The organism is Pantoea sp. X-Soil-ISGK-355 (assembly GCF_059730805.1).
Window position 1 is genome coordinate 2,337,532 of the sequence record NZ_AP035971.1, and the last position, 16,942, is coordinate 2,354,473.

Below are 16,942 nucleotides of genomic sequence, written 5' to 3' on the forward strand. Positions count from 1 at the left end.
ATCATCCGATCGCCTGTTACTCTTCTGCCGCAGGCTGGTCCCAGTACTCATATTTGTAGGCGGAACTGAGATGGCGCTCAATGGTGCCACGCGTAAAGATTTCGGTTTCATGCAGATAGCTCAGTGTACAGTTGCCAACCTCATCCCAGGACTGACACTCATCGACCGACCGGATAGTGCTAAGCGGTGTGGTCGCAGTGCCGTTGAGCCGCACTTCACGCCACTGGTGATCGTAGGTGTATTCGTCGGTCCCCCGGGCAGAGGTGGTGCGCGTCACCAGACCTTTTGGGTTCCAGTGGTAGTGGAACTCGCCGTTGGTCAGCGGATCGCTGCCACGTGCCACACTCTTCTCCAGTCGTAGCTGGCGATCATACCGATAGGTGGTGTCGGTAAAGCCGCTTTTACCCATGCTGGTAAATCTGTCGGAAGCGCTGGTGATAGTGCCACGCTGGCCTTTCTGCCAGTTAATCGTTCCCTGCCGGTTATCAACCACGACTTCCCTGCCCTCTTTCAGCACTTTTACCAGATACGCATATTCCGCCACCCAGCCGTCCTGTACCCGGGCGATGTGTTGCTCCATGCTGAGGATCACGTTGCGTTCACTTTTGTCGTAGCTGACGTCAGCCACCGTCAGATTGCCGCAGGCGTCAAACTGTCCCAGCACCCGCTTTTGCGAATTCACATCTTTGCCAAATTCACCTGCAATCACCTGCTTCACCGCGCCTTTCGCATTTCCGCCAAGCAAAATCAGGGTATTACTGCTGGAAACGGCGGTGTTGTCTGGCCCACATACGCTGGCCGCAGCGCTTCCAGTACTAGCGGTCAGTATCAGGCTTAAAGTAAGAATCTGATTGCGTTTCATAGGGTAAATTCCAGGCGACGTTGCTTTCAGTGTAAACGCTGTGGAGATGAACAGCGGCGATGATTTAAGCCAGCATCGCCTTTTAAACATCGAAAATGCGACAAGGCGCCAGCGTAACGGATAAAGCGCATGTTAAGGATGCCGTCAGGCCTTAAATTCCTGGATGACATTAATTAGTTAGTAAAAGGCAGGCATTTTAACTGAACCGGACGAAACGCTGTCACGGCAAACGGAGCGTGTTTTACACAAAAAGAACCCCAGCAAGCTGTACTGGGGTTTGGTACTTGCAAACACCACGTCAATGATCGGCGTGCTGCGCGGCAAAATCTGTTGTGGTTCAGGCAACCCGAACGGTGCTCATCTGCATCACGCTTTTCATCGCCTCAACCACATCGCCGTCTACGCAGTAGCGGCTGAACTCATCGGTTTCGGCTTCAGAACACATGGAGACACCCGCTTTGCGGTAGCGCATCGGTGACGCCGTCAGGCGACTGGCCGAGCTATGGACTTCATCAATCCCCATGTCGAGAAACTTTTGCAGGTTGCTGAGACGCACGCCCGCACCTGCCATAATAATAGGACCGGTACTGGTCTCATTTAGTTCCCGAAGTAATGCAATTCCGTTTTCAGCGCTCTGCTGCTGACCGGATGTCAGAATGCGCGCTACACCCAAATCCGTTAACGCTTCCAGTGCGCGCTTAGGGCTGTGACAGAGATCGAAGGCGCGATGGAAGGTCACCGCCAGACCGTCACACAGCGCCATAATCTGTCGCATCTGCCCCTGATGAATATGGGCGTCTTCATCCAGCATCCCAATCACCAGACCGGGAAAACCGAGTTCACGAATTAACGCCACATCCGATTTCATCGCCTCGAATTCACGTGCGGTGTAACAAAAATCGCCACCCCGTGGCCGGACAATAGGATGAACCGGAATCGAAACCTCGCGCCGGGCGGCATTCAGCATCCCCGCAGACGGGGTCAGGCCGCCTTCGCGCGGTGCGGCACAAAGTTCAACCCGATCAGCGCCCGCCTGTTGTGCGGTCACGGCGCAATCCACGCCATAGCAGCAAATTTCCAGTGTGGTCATTCTCTTCTCCTTTACATGACTCTGGTTCAAGGCAGATTCATCAGTTAGTCTGGCTGCTGGAATGAGTTTACCGGGAAAGTTAACTATGGCATTCAATTTCGACCAACGGATAGACCGTCGTCACAGCGATAGCCTTAAATGGAACAAATATGCGGACCAGGACATTCTGCCGTTGTGGGTGGCAGATACGGATTTCCGATCCCCTGACTGCGTCATCGAGGCAATTAAGACCCGCGCCGTGCATGGGATTTTTGGTTATGGCGATACGCCGGTGGCGTTTATTGACAGTGCGATAGCGTGGCTCGCCTCACGCTATCATTGGCACGTTAATCCGGAGTGGATTGTGGTGTTGCCGGGTGTCGTGAGCGGGCTTAATCTCGCCGTGCGTGCGTTTACCGCGCCGGACGAGCTGACGATTGCCCCTACGCCAATCTATCCACCGTTTCGCGGTTCGGCAAAACTGGCAGAACGGGGTCAGCTCAATCTGCCGCTGACGCTGAAACAGGGACGCTGGGTGCTGGATATGGATGCGGCTGAAGATCAGCTCACCGGCAAAGAGCGGCTGTTAATGCTGTGTAATCCGCAGAACCCGGGCGGCACCGTTTATCGGCGCGACGAACTGCAGGCGCAGCTGGAATTTGCGCATAAGCACGATCTTATCGTCTGTTCAGACGAGATCCACAGCGATCTGCTGCTGGAACCGGGCGCTAAACACATTCCGTTTGCGTCGCTGAGTGAAGATGCCGCCCAGCGCAGTGTGACACTGATGTCACCCTCCAAGAGCTTTAATATTGCTGGTCTGGGTGCGTCCATTGCCATTATCCCTGATGCTGAACTGCGTGCGCGCTTTAACCGAATGCGACGCGGTATTGTGCCGGATGTGGATATTCTGGCGCTCACCGCCGCGGCAGCGGCATGGCGCGAAGGTGAACCCTGGCTGCAGGCGCAGAATACCTACCTGCGAAGTAATCGTGACTGGCTGGTCTCACAGGTTAATAAAATGACCGGTCTGTCCGTCGCCGCGCCGGAAGCGACCTACCTGGCCTGGATCGACGCCAGTGCGCTGGGTGTGGCCAGTCCTGCCCTCTATTTTGAGAAGCACGGACTCGGCTTAACCGCCGGTCGCGAGTTTGGCAATGACCAGTTTGTCCGGCTCAATTTTGGCTGTACCCGCGCGCTGCTGGATGAGGCCGTTGCGCGCCTGAAGCGCGCAGTAGCCGCCCGTATCTAGTTCTGCTCGCTGGCGACAATCTCTTCCAGTCGCCATGGGTGAAACTTGATTGTCGTCTGCCCATCCGTTACCGCCAGGGTCGGATTGGGCAAACGCTCATTCTCGCCCTGCGGTGAGCTGGTTTTAAATGAAATACCCGGCTGCGTCAGCGCGTCATCGGAAAGCAATGCCATCGCGCGCATGCCCAGCGTCTGATGATCGCCGCGCAACACCACTTCAATATGCTCCCAGCCTTCATGGCGATAACGCTTTTCACCCGGCCACGGCAGTTCAACCACATCAACCTGCCTGCCCGCCACGAACAGCGGATCATGTAGTTTAAACAGGCATATCTGTCTTCCGTTGATCATCGCTGCTGAAAATTCAGTACCAATCTGCTGCAGGCCTTGCTGCCAGCGCATTGCCGTCGTGTCCTGATGACAACGCAGCGAAATATGGTCAACTTCCAGATCGTTAAGGCGCAAACCCAGTCTCTGCGCAAAACTTTGCAACGATTCTTCAAAACGTCCTAAATCTGTCTTTAAATCATCCAATTCTGCCGGAAAAGATTGCTCAGCCACCGGGATTCCTCTCTGTTTGTTTAGTCTTTATAATCAGTCTGGTTCATTGTGCACCGCGTGCTCCGCGTCACAAAATGGTAAGATTCATCTTATTTGGCCCGGAATTTAACGCAAAACCGTATAATAACATCTTTCATTTCGGATTTATCTCCTGTTTAGGGCCATGAGTTCCTTGATGAAAGCACCTTAACTATATGATTTAAATGATCTTCTTTAATACAATAAGATAACTCTTATTTGAACGGCAAACAATTGCAGCCTCCCCCGCCTTCCTATAAATTTGACCTAACACAACCAAAAGGAATGGCTCTATGTCTATGCTCATCGTTGTCGCTGTCCTGATCGCACTGATGGGGTTTGCAATTTCCCGCCATTGGAAGGTGCGCGAAGATAAAAGCGTAAAGAACCCACGCCGTCATCTGCGACGTCGTTAACGCCTCCGGGAAACATCTTCTTCAGCTCTGTTTCCCCGCTTCATCCAACTGCTGACGCCCATCCACATTTCACGTATACTTTTCCCCTCATTTTTTTCCGTTTTGTCTGTCCTATCCGTTTCGGCCAATTCGTTACGCGATGCGCTCAGGCAAGATGATGACAGCCCGGCTTTTCATCCGGGCGTTGTTCAGCACATGAAGGTAACTCGGTGAATATTCAGGCACTTCTTTCCGCAAAAGTCAGTCAGGCAATGGTTTTAGCCGGCGCACCCGCCGATTGCGAACCGCAGGTTCGCCAGTCTGCCCGGGTTCAGTTTGGAGACTATCAGGCCAACGGCATTATGGCCGTGGCGAAAAAGCTGGGACAGGCACCGCGACAATTAGCGGAAGCGGTAATCCAGCACCTCGACCTGACCGGTATCGCCAGCAAAGTTGAAATTGCCGGACCGGGCTTCATCAATATCTTCCTCGACCACAACTGGCTGGCAAAGCATGCCCGCGAAGCGCTGAGTCTGCCGCGCCTGGGCGTGCAACTGGCCGAACCCCAGACCATTGTGGTCGACTACTCTGCGCCCAACGTTGCGAAAGAGATGCACGTGGGCCACATCCGCTCCACCATCATTGGTGATGCGGCGGTGCGCACGCTGGAGTTTCTCGGACACAAGGTGATCCGTGCGAACCACGTTGGTGACTGGGGTACGCAGTTCGGCATGCTGATTGCGTTCCTGGAAAAACAGCAGAATGAACACCACGCTGAGATGGCGCTGGCCGATCTTGAAGGCTTTTACCGTGAAGCCAAGCGCACCTACGATGAAGATCCTGAGTTTGCCGAGCGCGCGCGCAGCTATGTCGTGAAGCTCCAGAGCGGCGATGAATACTGCCGCCAGATGTGGAAGAAGCTGGTCGACATCACTATGAGTCAGAACCAGAAAATCTATGACCGTATGAACGTGACGCTGACGCGCAACGACGTCATGGGTGAAAGCCTCTATAACGATATGCTGCCTGGCATCGTCTCCGATCTGAAGCAGAAAGGCTTAGCGGTTGAGAGCGAAGGTGCGACCGTCGTGTTCCTGGATGAATTCCAGAACAAAGAAGGGGAGCCGATGGGCGTCATCATCCAGAAAAAGGATGGCGGCTACCTCTACACCACGACTGATATCGCCTGTGCGAAATACCGTTACGAAACGCTGAAAGCCGATCGGGTGCTCTACTACATCGACTCCCGTCAGCATCAGCATCTGGTTCAGGCCTGGACCATCGTGCGTAAAGCGGGTTATGTGCCGGAATCTGTGCCGCTGGAGCACCATGCGTTCGGCATGATGCTGGGCAAAGATGGCCGTCCGTTCAAAACCCGCAGCGGCGGCACCATCAAGCTCTCCGATCTGCTGGATGAAGCCTGGCAGCGTGCCTACACGCTGGTGCGTGAGAAGAATCCGGAGATGAGCGAAGCGGAAGTCAAAGCGCTGGCGGAAGTGATGGGCATCAGCGCGGTGAAATACGCTGACCTGTCAAAAAGTCGCACCACCGACTACATCTTCGACTGGGACAACATGCTGGCGTTTGAAGGCAACACGGCGCCTTACATGCAGTACGCCTACACCCGCGTGCTCTCTGTATTCCGCAAGGCAGGCATTGATGCCGATTCGCTGGATGCAGAGATCGTGATTAGCGAAGAGCGCGAAGCACAGCTGGCAACCCGCCTGCTGCAGTTCGAAGAGGTTATCACGCAGGTGGCTCGCGACGGTACGCCACACGTGATGTGTGCTTATCTCTACGATCTGGCCGGTCTGTTCTCCGGATTCTACGAGCACTGTCCGATTCTCAGCGCAGAATCAGACGCGACTCGTCTGAGCCGACTGCAGCTGGCCGCGCTGACCGCGAAGACACTGAAGCAGGGTCTGGATACGCTCGGTATCGACACCGTCGAGCGCATGTAATCGCTACAACGGAGAGGGAATTCCCTCTCCGTTGCTGACTCCTCACGTTTCCCCTGTTCTTCCTCCACTCTTTCAGCAGCAGGATGGTGCCATGTCTTTAGCCGCGCATCTCATCAGCAGCCACCTTCCCACAATTAAACAGTTACAGTGCTTTCTGGCGGTCGCGCACGAGCTTAATTTTCGCCGGGCTGCAGAACGCCTTAGCATGACGCAGCCTCCGCTCACCCGTCAGATTCAGAGTCTGGAAGATCTGCTGGGCCAGCCGCTTTTCGGGCGCACGACGCATAAGGTCACCCTGACAGATTCTGGCCACGCGCTGGTCACGAAAGCGGAAGCGATCCTGACTGCGCTGAGTGCCCTGAAGCAGGATGCGCAGCCCGCCGCGGCACGACTACGCATCGGGCTGACCCGCACGCTGAACTTTGAACTGATTTCCCCACTTAACCGGCTGCTCGCCGCTTTTCATGCCAGCGATGAGATGGAGATGCCCAGCCTCACTTCGGCTCAGCTGCTGCAGAGCCTGGCGAAAAATAGCCTGGATTTGATCCTTACCGGGGAAAAAGGTCCGGAGGCGGAAGATACCGTCCGGTATGCCTGGGTATACCGTGAGCCACTGCGGATTGCGATGCCGTCAGCACACCCCGCCAGCCTCTCTGAAAACGTTGCGCTGGAGGCGCTGGCTGACCTCCCGCTGTGCTGGTTTCCGCGCAGTGCCAATCCGCAGTTTTATGATAAATGTGAGCGCTACTTCTCCACACTCAGCGTCACGCTGAAACGGGTCAGAGAGCCAGAAGACTCCCTGCTGATGCTGGCGCACATCGCCAGAGGCAAAGGGTTCGCCCTGATGCCGCAGTCAAAATGTACCTTTCATCAGGCAGGCCTCTGTTACCGGCCACTGGCTGACGATGCAGCTAAACAGCTGGCAATTGACGTTTATGCGGCTATTCGCGCCGATGAAACCAATGCGGCAGTTGTTAATGCGCTGATCGCACTCTCGCAGCCTGATGAACCCGAAGCCCCCCGCCCATCCGCGCGTCTAAGTCGCTGTACTATCCGCACCAATAGTACCTGAAGCTCGCTGATACCTTTTTTGCATGACCGAAAGAGCAATTCATTGCTTTCACGCCAGGTGAAACAATCATCTCTCACTTACGAGGAGAGACAGATGAAAAAGCGATCGTTAACTCAGGGTCTGGAGGTCAGCGCCATCGGTTATGGTGCGATGGGGCTCAGCGAATTTTATGGTCAGACCGATGACCGCCATTCCCTCCAGCTGCTCAGCCGGCTGCGTGATCTGGATATCACCTTTATCGATACTGCAGACCTTTACGGGCGCGGCCACAACGAGCAGTTGATAGGCCAGTTTCTTGCCGGATTGAGCAAAGCCGAACGGCTGAAATTCACCGTCGCCACCAAGTGTGGCATTGAGCGTCCGGCGGAGGAGGCTTATGCCCGCACTATCAATAATCAGCCCGACTACCTAACCCGCAGCTGCCATGCCTCTCTGAAACGGCTGGGCGTTGAGCGTATCGATCTCTTTTATCTGCATCGCATCAGTCCGGCGACACCGATTGAGGAGAGCATGCAGTGTCTCAGCCGTCTGGTGCAGGAGGGAAAGATTGCCCGGATTGGGCTGTGTGAAGCATCGGCTTCAACACTGAATCGGGCGCAGGCGATCCATCCGCTGGCCGCGCTGCAGACGGAGTATTCACTCTGGACGCGTGACATCGAAGAAGAGATTCTCCCTATGGTGAAAAAACTCGGTATCGGACTGGTGCCCTATTCGCCGCTGGGCAGAGGATTCCTGACGGGTAAATACCGTAAAAACAGCGATTTTGCCGAGGGTGATTTCCGCAAAAATAATGACCGTTTCCGGCAGGAAAATATCGATCACAATCTCCAGCTTCTTAACGCGGTGACGCCACTTGCTGAGAAATATCACGCCACCACCGGACAGATTGCGCTGGCGTGGTTGCTGGCACAGTATGAAAAAATTGTGCCGATACCGGGCACCAAACAGATTGCTTATCTCACTGAGAATGCGCACGCCGCGGATATCAGGCTGGAAGAGGACGACGTGCGGTTACTGAATACGATACATCAGCAGATTGAGGTCAAAGGCGGTCGCTATTCTGAGGAGGGAATGAAGGGAGTTAACGCCTGAAGACACATTGCGCACTTGCGCACCGTGCAGCGGTGCGCAAGTCAATTCAGCAACGAGACTCTTACTCGTAATTGACCATGACTTCGCTGCTCACTACCCGTAATCCCGGTGGCAGCGCCCCGCTGCCGGCAAAACCAAACACCATATGCAGGGTTTCTCCAGCGTTAAGATGTGCCAGCCCGCGCGTGGTGCCGCTGGCACCCTCAAGCGTGGTGCAGCGCTGTTCGCCGCACAGCCGCACTTCCAGGCCCGACGGCGCAGGTCTGCTCAGCTCATAACGCCAGTTAATGATGCTGACCTCCCCGCCAACATCGGCGGGTGGCGTCAGCGGCTGCGTCCGTTGCCAGCTGCCGCGATTCGCCAGCAGCGGTCCGTTGGCCGTGGCGCTCCAGGCCCCCCCGGCCGCCTGAACCAGCATCGGCAGCATGAAGAGCACCAACAGCAGCCCGCGCATTATTTGCCTCCGATGGTGGCAGTCATACGGATCTGGCGGTTGTCGCTCAGTTCCAGATTCGAGAGCACCACCAGCTGCGGCAGATTGCGGCGCAGGAACCGTGCCAGCAGCGCACGCAGCGGATGATTGACCAGCAGCACCGGTGGCGCACCCAGCATCTCCTGACGCTGCAATGCCGCCTGTGCCTGACTCAACAGCCGATCGGCCAGCCCCGGCTCCAGGCCGCCACCGCCCTGCAACGCCTGTAACAGCAGACGCTCAAGCGTGGAATCCAGCCCGATAACCTGCACTTCATCATTGCCCGGGAACCACTGCTGAGTAATTGCGCGACCCAGCGCCACACGGACTACGCTGGTCAGTTCCTGCGGATCGCTCTGTACCGGCGCATGTTCCGCCAGTGTTTCGATAATAGTGCGCATATCGCGAATCGAGACCCGCTCAACCAACAGGTTCTGCAGTACCTTATGCAGCGTGGTCAGTGAGATCACCCCCGGCACCAGATCTTCGGTCAGCTTCGGCATCTCCTGCGTCACGCGATCCAGCAGCTGCTGCGCTTCCTGACGGCCAAACAGCTCACTGGCGAACTGGCCGATCAGATGGTTGAGGTGTGTTGCCACCACGGTACTGGCTTCTACTACGGTAAAGCCCTGGATCTGCGCCTGCTCTTTCAGCGCGCTGTCGATCCAGACCGCCGCCAGGCCAAAGGCCGGATCGACAGTTGCTTCTCCCGGCAGACTGCCGGCAGCCGTGCCTGGGTTAATCGCCATCCAGCGGCCCGGATAGGCATCCCCACTGCCAATCTCCACCCCTTTCATCAGAATGCGATAGCGCGCAGGTGGCAACTCCATGTTGTCACGGATATGCACCACCGGCGGCAGGAAACCGACATCCTGCGCAACTTTCTTACGGATACTGCGGATACGGCCCAGCAGCTCGCCATTTTGCTGATGATCGACCATCGGAATCAGGCGATAGCCCACTTCCATGCCCAGCGTATCTTCCAGCTGTACATCGGTCCAGGATGCTTCAGTGGCGGCGGGCGTGTCCGCTGCCGCTTTGTTGCTGATGCTGCCAGCAACGTCCACTTTCTTCTTCGGCTGCGTTTCGCGTCCGCGCAGCCACCAGGCCAGACCCAGCAAGGCGGCGGTGAACAGCAGGAAGACGAAGTTAGGCATGCCTGGCACCAGACCCAGCAAGCCAATCACCCCGGCGCTGAGCATCAGCACGCGAGGATCCTTAAACAGCTGGGTGACCATCTGCTCGCCGACATCCTGATCGGTGGCGACGCGCGTCACGATAACACCGGCTGCGGTAGAGATAACCAGCGCCGGGATCTGCGCAACCAGGCCATCACCGATGGTCAGCAGCGTATAGGTCTCTGCGGCGTGCCCCACATCCATACCGTGCTGCACTACGCCCACCAGCAGGCCGCCGATGACGTTGATCACCATGATCATGATACCGGCGACGGCATCACCACGAACGAACTTACTCGCACCGTCCATCGAACCGTAGAAGTCCGCTTCCTGGGTCACTTCAGCACGGCGGCGTTTAGCTTCATCTTCACCGATCAGCCCGGCGTTGAGGTCGGCATCGATCGCCATCTGCTTACCAGGCATCCCGTCCAGCACAAAGCGCGCGCCCACTTCGGCGATACGACCAGCACCCTTGGTGATAACCATGAAGTTGATGATGACCAGGATGATAAACACCACGATACCGATGGCGAAGTTACCGCCCACCAGGAAGTGACCGAAGGCTTCAACGACCTGTCCTGCCGCAGCGGCACCGGTGTGCCCCTCCATCAGGATGATACGGGTTGAGGCCACGTTCAGTGCCAGACGCAGTAACGTAGAGAACAGCAGAACAGTCGGGAACGCCGCAAACTCCAAAGTCCGCTGGGTGAACATCGACACCAGCAGGATCATGATCGACAGCGCAATGTTAAAGGTGAACAGCAGATCAAGAATGAACGGCGGTAATGGCAGAACCATCATCGACAGGATCATCAGGATCAGCACCGGCCCGGCCAGCACCTGCCACTGCATATCTTTAAAGTTGCCCGGTAAACGTAGTTTTGCGGCCAGGTTATTAGCCATCGTTTTTGCTCTCTCCTGCAAAGTCCATCTCTGCCGGAACCGGCAGGTTTTTTGGTTTGGTTGGGATCAGGCCGCCTTCGCGCTTCCAGCGACGCGACTGCCAGACCCACGCCAGTACTTCTGCCACGGCAGCATAGAGCGCGCCGGGGATGTGCTGACCAATTTCGGTATGTCGGTATAACGCACGCGCCAGCGGCGGTGCTTCCAGAACCGGGATGCGGTGTTCAGCAGCCAGTTCACGAATTCTCAGGGCGATCTCGCCCGCGCCTTTCGCAACCACTTTCGGCGCGCTCATCTTCTTCTCGTTGTACTGCAATGCCACTGAGTAGTGCGTCGGGTTGGTGACGATGACATCGGCTTTTGGCACATCGGCCATCATTCGGCGGCGCGCGGCGGCGCGCATCTGCTGCCGGATGCGCCCTTTAACGTGCGGGTCACCTTCCTGCTGCTTATGCTCGTCACGGATCTCCTGCATCGACATCTTCAGCTTTTTGAAGTGGCTGTAGAGCTGCCAGAAGACGTCATATCCCACCATCGGGATCAGCCCCAGCATCACCAGCGAACAGCAGACCGCGATCATCTCCATGCCGTGAATCAGCGCGGTGACGGGCGCTTCACTGATCAGCCGCAACATTTCCGGCCAGTGACTCCAGATGTACCACCAGCCTACTGCGCCCACCAGAATGGTTTTGAGAATGCCTTTAAACAGTTCGGTCCACGCCTGTGCCGCAAACATTCGCTTAAAACCGGCCATCGGATTGAGCTTTTTCAGGTCGAACTTGATCGATTTGCCGCTGAAAATGATACCGCCAAGCAGCATGGGCGCGGCAATCGCCACCAGCACCAGCCCGCCCATCAGCGGCAGCAGCGCCATCAGTGCCTGGGTGATCAGGCTGCCGATGTGGCTGACGATAATTTTGTCATCCCTGACCATGCCGTGGTCAAAACGGAGCCCGGTGGCCACCATGGCCGCCAGCCGGTGCGCCATCATATTGCCGCCCATCCACAGGATCATGATGCCGGCCAGCAGCATCAGCAGTGACGTCAGTTCGCGCGAACGCGGAATCTGGCCCTCTTCACGCGCTTTCTCAAGTCGGTGGGCCGTGGGCGATTCTGTTTTGTCTTCGTCGCTATCTTCAGCCACGACAAACCTCGGTTGGCAGGAATTCTGAGCTTAGAATGCCAAATCTGGCTTAAGTTAAAGCGGAGATAAGATGGGGAAAACAGGCGTTCTTTCGGGGATGGGTCTGACAATGCGGAACGGGGCCACCCGAAGGTGACCCTGTTTTTGACGCCGGGAGCCGTTTTGCCCGCCCGCAGGCGGACAACACCGGATCAGAATCCTAAGCTGTCCAGCAGGTCATCAACCTGATCCTGGTTCGCCACCACACCCGGTGCATCGGCGTGGATCTGCGGACCATTCAGCAGGCTGGTGCCTTCCTGACGCTTCTCAGCGCTGACTTCTGGCATGTTCTCCAGCAGCACCATTAACAGCTGGCGCTCAATCTCCTGGATCACATCCATCATGCGCTTGATTACCTGACCAGTCAGGTCCTGGAAATCCTGTGCCATCATGATTTCAAGCAGCTGCTTGTTGGTAAAGGCGGTGTGCTCTGGCACGGCGGTGAGGAATTCGCGCGTATCCGTCACCAACTCCCGCGCATCACCCAGTTCAATCGGGTTCTCAAACCACGCATCCCAACGCCCTTTCAGCTGAGTTGCCCCGGCTTCCATCTTATCCTGATGGGGTTGTGCTGCTTCAACACAGTTCAGCGCACGGTCGGCTGCCTGCGCCGTCATTTGCACCACATAATCAAGACGATCGCGGGCATCAGGAATGGCTTCAGCTGCATCGGCAATGGCTTTATCCAGCCCCAGCTCGCGCAGACTGTCGCGCAGCATGCGCGTCAGTGAGCCAATACGTGAAATGATGTCGTGTGCCGCGGCATCCTCAGTTGGTTTCGGAAAGTCGCTCATCACATCCCCTTACATGCCCAGTTTTTCGAAAATTTTGCCCAGCTTCTCTTCCAGGGTTGCCGCAGTGAATGGCTTCACCACATATCCACTGGCTCCCGCCTGGGCGGCGGCGATAATGTTCTCTTTCTTCGCTTCCGCGGTCACCATCAGCACCGGCAGCGAACTCATCGCCGCGTCGGCACGAATAGTCTGCAGCAGCTGCAGGCCATCCATGTTTGGCATGTTCCAGTCGGAAATCACGAAGTCGAAGCCACCCGCTTTCAGTTTGCCAAGGGCATCCACACCATCTTCCGCTTCTTCTACGTTATTGAAGCCCAGCTCTTTCAGCAGGTTACGCACAATACGACGCATCGTATTGAAATCGTCTACTACCAAAAAGCGCATGTTTTTATCAGCCATATCTACTCCTGAGTTGTCTCGCCCGGCGGGACGGGCCTGTTAAATACGCAATGCCTGTCCGGCGCTAATTTTCGCCAGCATGTGCTGGCTGATGTTGCTTAAATCCACGACTTCGCTCACGCCGCCTGTGGCGATGGCCTCACGCGGCATGCCAAATACCACACAGCTGGCTTCGTTCTGGGCGATAGTCCAGGCACCTGCCCGATGCATTTCCAGCATCCCGGCGGCACCATCATTGCCCATTCCGGTAAGGATGACCCCTACCGCATTTCGTCCGGCGTACGTTGCCACCGATTTAAACAGCACATCCACTGAGGGTTTGTGCCGGTTGACCGGTGGACCTTCATTCAGTTTCACCACATAGTTGGCACCACTTCGGGCCAGCTCCATGTGCATCGCGCCTGGCGCGATATAAGCGTGCCCCGGCAGAATACGCTCACCGTCTTCGGCCTCTTTCACCGTGATCTGACACAGCTTGTTCAGACGTTCGGCAAAAGAGCGGGTAAAGCCTGGCGGCATATGCTGGGTAATCAGCAGCGCCGGACTGGTGGCCGGTAACGGCTGCAGCACGTGACGAATCGCCTCGGTGCCGCCGGTAGAGGAGCCAATCGCAATCAGCTTCTCACTACTCAGCAGTGGCCCCGCTTTCAGCGTCGCGGGCACCGGCATCGCTGCACGGTTGTGCAGGCGGGCCCGGGCCGCCGCGCGGATTTTGTCGCCAATCATCTGGCTGTAGCCCAGCATGCCTTCGCGGATGCCGAGCTGGGGTTTGGTGACGAAATCCACCGCCCCCAGTTCCAGCGCACGCAGGGTGATTTCGGAGCCTTTTCCGGTCAGCGATGAAACCATCACCACCGGCATTGGCCGTAACCGCATCAGTTTTTCCAGGAAATCGAGGCCATCCATGCGCGGCATTTCCACATCCAGCGTCAGCACCTGCGGATTGAACTGCTTGATCAAATCGCGGGCGACCAGCGGATCGGGCGCCGTAGCGACCATCTCCATATCCGGATGGCTGTTGATGATCTCGGTCATCAACTGCCGCATCAGCGCAGAGTCATCTACGCACATCACGGTGATTTTGCTCATCATCTTTCCTTCGTCAGTCCATAGACGGTTTGTCCACGCAGCCAGAACTCTTTACTGATCTGACTAAAGTTTTCTGAGTGTCCGGCGAACAGGATGCCACCCGGCTTCAGCAGCGGCACAAACCGACGCAGAATCTTCTCCTGCGTCTCTTTATCGAAATAGATCATCACATTGCGACAGAAAATTGCGTCGAACTGACCCGGCAGCGCCCAGTCGTTGGCCAGCAGGTTAAGCTGTGCGTAGGTGACGAGGTTGGTCAGCTCAGGACGCGCCCGCACCATTCCGGCGTGTGGACCGGTGCCGCGCAGGAAGAAGCGCTGCATTTGCGCGGGTGACAGCGTGCGCAGCTCTTCCTGGCGATAAACACCCGATACCGCTTTTTCCAGTACCTGGGTGTCAATATCGCTGGCATGAACCTGGAACTTGCCCGGTCCGGTACCCAGCGTTTCCGCCAGTGTCATCGCGATGGAATAAGGCTCTTCGCCGGTTGACGCCGCGGTACTCCAGACGCTGAAATTGCCCTGGCGCTTACGTGCATGCTCCGCCAGAATCGGGAAGTGATGCGCTTCGCGGAAGAACGCGGTCAGGTTGGTGGTCAGGGCGTTGATAAACGCCTGCCACTCGGCACTGTTCGGATCGGACTCCAGCAGCGCCAGGTAGCGACCGAAATCATCGATATTCAGCGTACGCAGGCGACGAACCAGGCGGTTGTAGACCATCTCACGCTTGTGATCGGCCAGTACGATACCGGCACGCTGATAGATCAGCTGGCTGATACGACGAAAATGCGTATCGGAGAGCGGTAAACGCTGCACCATCTGCGACAGCAGCGTTGTCGTCTCACTTTGATCTAAAATTGTCGATTTTTTCATCTCTGCACCTGGCCCGAACTGAATATATTATTTTTCTGCTGCGATGCCCGGCGGCTAAATGGCGGCCGGGCCACGGGCGATTAAAAGGTTTCCCAGTTGTCGTCGCTGCGTACCGCAGACGAACGACCAACGGCTAACGGTGCATCTGACTGGAGCGTTTTTGTCGCCGTTGTCTTGTTAACGGCCTGAGCGACAAATTCTTTACCAATATTGAACACTGATACCGCTTGTTTTAAGTGACTTGCCTGATCTTCGAGCGCTGCAGCTGCTGCCGCTGACTCTTCAACCAGTGAGGCGTTCTGCTGCGTGACGCGATCCATCTCGGTCACCGCAAGGCCCACCTGGTCAATGCCACGGCTCTGTTCGTCTGACGCAGAGGCGATCTCGCCCATGATGTCAGTGACGCGTGTGACCGCGCTGACGATGTTGCTCATGGTGTCACCGGCGCTCTCTACCAGCACCGAGCCGGTATTAACGCGGCTAACGGAATCTTCGATGAGACCTTTAATCTCTTTGGCGGCCTGGGCGCTGCGCTGCGCCAGACTGCGTACTTCACCCGCCACCACGGCAAAGCCGCGGCCCTGCTCACCGGCACGGGCTGCTTCAACCGCCGCATTCAGTGCCAGGATGTTGGTCTGGAAGGCGATGCCGTCGATCACACTGGTGATATCGGCAATTTTCTTAGAGCTGCCCGCAATCTCTTTCATGGTGGTGACCACGCCATCCACCACTTTGCCGCCCTGCTGTGCGGTTTCAGAGGCGGTCAGCGCCAGCTTCGACGCCTGACGGGCGTTTTCGGCATTCTGCTTCACGGTCGCGGTGAGCTGCTCCATGCTGGCAGCAGTCTGCTCCAGCGAGGCGGCCTGCTGTTCGGTACGCGAAGAGAGATCGTTATTGCCGATGGAGATTTCGCTGGCACCGGTATAGATGGCTTCCGAGCCGTCACGGACGGTGCGGACAGTGCGTGCCAGCTCCTGCTGCATATGCTGCAGTGACGTCAGTAACTCACCAATTTCGTTGCGTACGGTAATCTCAACCGGCTGAGTCAGATCGCCGCGTGCGATGTGCTGGATGTGCTCAATGCTCTGACGCAGAGGACGGATCAGCACCGAGCGCATGACGTTCCACACCAGGATAATCATCAGCAACGTCACGGCCAGCGTGGCGATGACGATAGTGATGGAGCGGCTGTAAGCCTGCTGGTTGGCTTCCACACCCTGCTGTGACAGTGCTTTGTTGTTCTCAAGCCAGGCACTGTAATCTTTCTGGAACTTGTCCTGGAAACTCTGCGTTGGCTGATCCACAAAGCCTTTGAAGTTGCCGGTGGTGAAGAACACCATCAGTTCTGCCAGCGCATCGTGATAGGCCTTGTAGTTCGCCTGCAACGCCAGAACGTTTTCAGCCGTTTTGCCCTGTTCTGACAGGTTATCGTTGAAAATCTGATAGTTGACTTCAGCCTGTTTCAGCTCCTCGCCCGCCAGTGCGACCAGCTCTTTTACGCTGGCGCCCGATCCCGACATCTGCGCATCCTGCAGAAAACGGATACCGGCGCGGTTAAGGGTATTGCGCGCCTGAACCAGCGAAACCCATGAGGTGCCCATCGCCTGTTGCAACGTATTCAGACGCTGGTTGTAGGCAAAATTCTCTTTATCTGAACTGACAGTTTTGAAAAACATTCCGCCGGAAAACAGCTGCAGCAGCGCAAACAGCGCCAGCACACTCAGCAGGCCGGAAACAACGCGCACTCGACTAAACATAAACACCTCATTGG

Annotated in this window: 16 protein-coding genes; 5 read left to right on the forward strand and 11 right to left on the reverse strand. The window is 56.5% G+C overall.

What is annotated here, in order from left to right:
- Window positions 1–16 precede the first annotated feature (16 nt).
- Both AC6I8J_RS10850 and cutC read right to left on the reverse strand, forming a co-directional pair.
- Window positions 17–862, reverse strand: a complete 846-nt coding sequence (locus AC6I8J_RS10850; RefSeq protein WP_161733138.1) for a hypothetical protein — start codon at window positions 860–862, stop codon at window positions 17–19.
- Window positions 863–1,199: 337 nt separating this feature from the next.
- Complete coding sequence (gene cutC / locus AC6I8J_RS10855; protein WP_161733140.1) at window positions 1,200–1,952, reverse strand: copper homeostasis protein CutC; 753 nt, start codon at window positions 1,950–1,952, stop codon at window positions 1,200–1,202.
- Window positions 1,953–2,037: 85 nt separating this feature from the next.
- On the opposite strand from cutC, the gene AC6I8J_RS10860 reads away from it, so the two are divergent.
- Complete coding sequence (locus tag AC6I8J_RS10860) at window positions 2,038–3,183, forward strand: MalY/PatB family protein (RefSeq protein ID WP_497825352.1); 1,146 nt, start codon at window positions 2,038–2,040, stop codon at window positions 3,181–3,183.
- Here AC6I8J_RS10860 and AC6I8J_RS10865 read toward each other — a convergent pair.
- A complete protein-coding gene (locus AC6I8J_RS10865) occupies window positions 3,180–3,743 on the reverse strand; it encodes a VOC family protein (protein ID WP_161733145.1) in 564 nt (187 codons plus the stop codon). The genes AC6I8J_RS10860 and AC6I8J_RS10865 overlap by 4 nt on opposite strands.
- Window positions 3,744–4,054: 311 nt before the next feature.
- On the opposite strand from AC6I8J_RS10865, the gene AC6I8J_RS10870 reads away from it, so the two are divergent.
- The 4 genes from AC6I8J_RS10870 (at window position 4,055) to AC6I8J_RS10885 (ending at window position 8,281) form a co-directional block, all read left to right on the forward strand.
- Complete coding sequence (locus AC6I8J_RS10870) at window positions 4,055–4,177, forward strand: hypothetical protein (protein ID WP_009089698.1); 123 nt, start codon at window positions 4,055–4,057, stop codon at window positions 4,175–4,177.
- Between the two features lie 209 nt (window positions 4,178–4,386).
- Window positions 4,387–6,117, forward strand: a complete 1,731-nt coding sequence (argS, locus tag AC6I8J_RS10875; RefSeq protein ID WP_222925368.1) for an arginine--tRNA ligase — start codon at window positions 4,387–4,389, stop codon at window positions 6,115–6,117.
- A 91-nt stretch (window positions 6,118–6,208) separates the two neighbouring features.
- Window positions 6,209–7,189 (forward strand): LysR family transcriptional regulator, encoded by a 981-nt coding sequence (locus tag AC6I8J_RS10880; protein ID WP_497825353.1) that lies wholly within the window; start codon window positions 6,209–6,211, stop codon window positions 7,187–7,189.
- A 93-nt stretch (window positions 7,190–7,282) separates the two neighbouring features.
- Complete coding sequence (locus tag AC6I8J_RS10885; protein WP_260058391.1) at window positions 7,283–8,281, forward strand: aldo/keto reductase; 999 nt, start codon at window positions 7,283–7,285, stop codon at window positions 8,279–8,281.
- Window positions 8,282–8,342: 61 nt separating this feature from the next.
- On the opposite strand, the gene flhE is transcribed toward AC6I8J_RS10885, so the two are convergent.
- From flhE to AC6I8J_RS10925, 8 genes are all read right to left on the reverse strand, one after another.
- Window positions 8,343–8,735, reverse strand: a complete 393-nt coding sequence (gene flhE, locus AC6I8J_RS10890) for a flagellar protein FlhE (protein ID WP_161733153.1) — start codon at window positions 8,733–8,735, stop codon at window positions 8,343–8,345.
- Window positions 8,735–10,834: a flagellar biosynthesis protein FlhA gene (gene flhA, locus AC6I8J_RS10895; protein WP_098050260.1), complete on the reverse strand. Its 2,100-nt coding sequence runs from the start codon at window positions 10,832–10,834 to the stop codon at window positions 8,735–8,737. Before flhA ends, flhE begins: the two co-directional genes overlap by 1 nt.
- On the reverse strand, window positions 10,827–11,978 hold the full coding sequence (gene flhB / locus AC6I8J_RS10900) for a flagellar biosynthesis protein FlhB (protein ID WP_161733155.1): 1,152 nt from the start codon (window positions 11,976–11,978) through the stop codon (window positions 10,827–10,829). The genes flhA and flhB overlap by 8 nt, the downstream gene beginning before the upstream one ends.
- A gap of 191 nt (window positions 11,979–12,169) precedes the next feature.
- Window positions 12,170–12,811, reverse strand: a complete 642-nt coding sequence (gene cheZ, locus AC6I8J_RS10905) for a protein phosphatase CheZ (RefSeq protein WP_013358224.1) — start codon at window positions 12,809–12,811, stop codon at window positions 12,170–12,172.
- A gap of 9 nt (window positions 12,812–12,820) precedes the next feature.
- Window positions 12,821–13,210, reverse strand: a complete 390-nt coding sequence (cheY, locus tag AC6I8J_RS10910) for a chemotaxis response regulator CheY (RefSeq protein WP_010258559.1) — start codon at window positions 13,208–13,210, stop codon at window positions 12,821–12,823.
- Between the two features lie 39 nt (window positions 13,211–13,249).
- Window positions 13,250–14,299 carry a protein-glutamate methylesterase/protein-glutamine glutaminase gene (locus AC6I8J_RS10915; RefSeq protein WP_150015331.1) on the reverse strand — a complete coding sequence of 350 codons (1,050 nt, stop codon included), beginning with the start codon at window positions 14,297–14,299 and terminating at the stop codon, window positions 13,250–13,252.
- Window positions 14,299–15,171 (reverse strand): protein-glutamate O-methyltransferase CheR, encoded by an 873-nt coding sequence (gene cheR / locus AC6I8J_RS10920; RefSeq protein ID WP_161733157.1) that lies wholly within the window; start codon window positions 15,169–15,171, stop codon window positions 14,299–14,301. The genes AC6I8J_RS10915 and cheR overlap by 1 nt, the downstream gene beginning before the upstream one ends.
- Window positions 15,172–15,251: 80 nt before the next feature.
- Window positions 15,252–16,928, reverse strand: coding sequence for a methyl-accepting chemotaxis protein (locus tag AC6I8J_RS10925; protein WP_222925365.1), 1,677 nt, complete (start codon window positions 16,926–16,928; stop codon window positions 15,252–15,254).
- Between the last annotated feature and the right edge of the window lie 14 nt (window positions 16,929–16,942).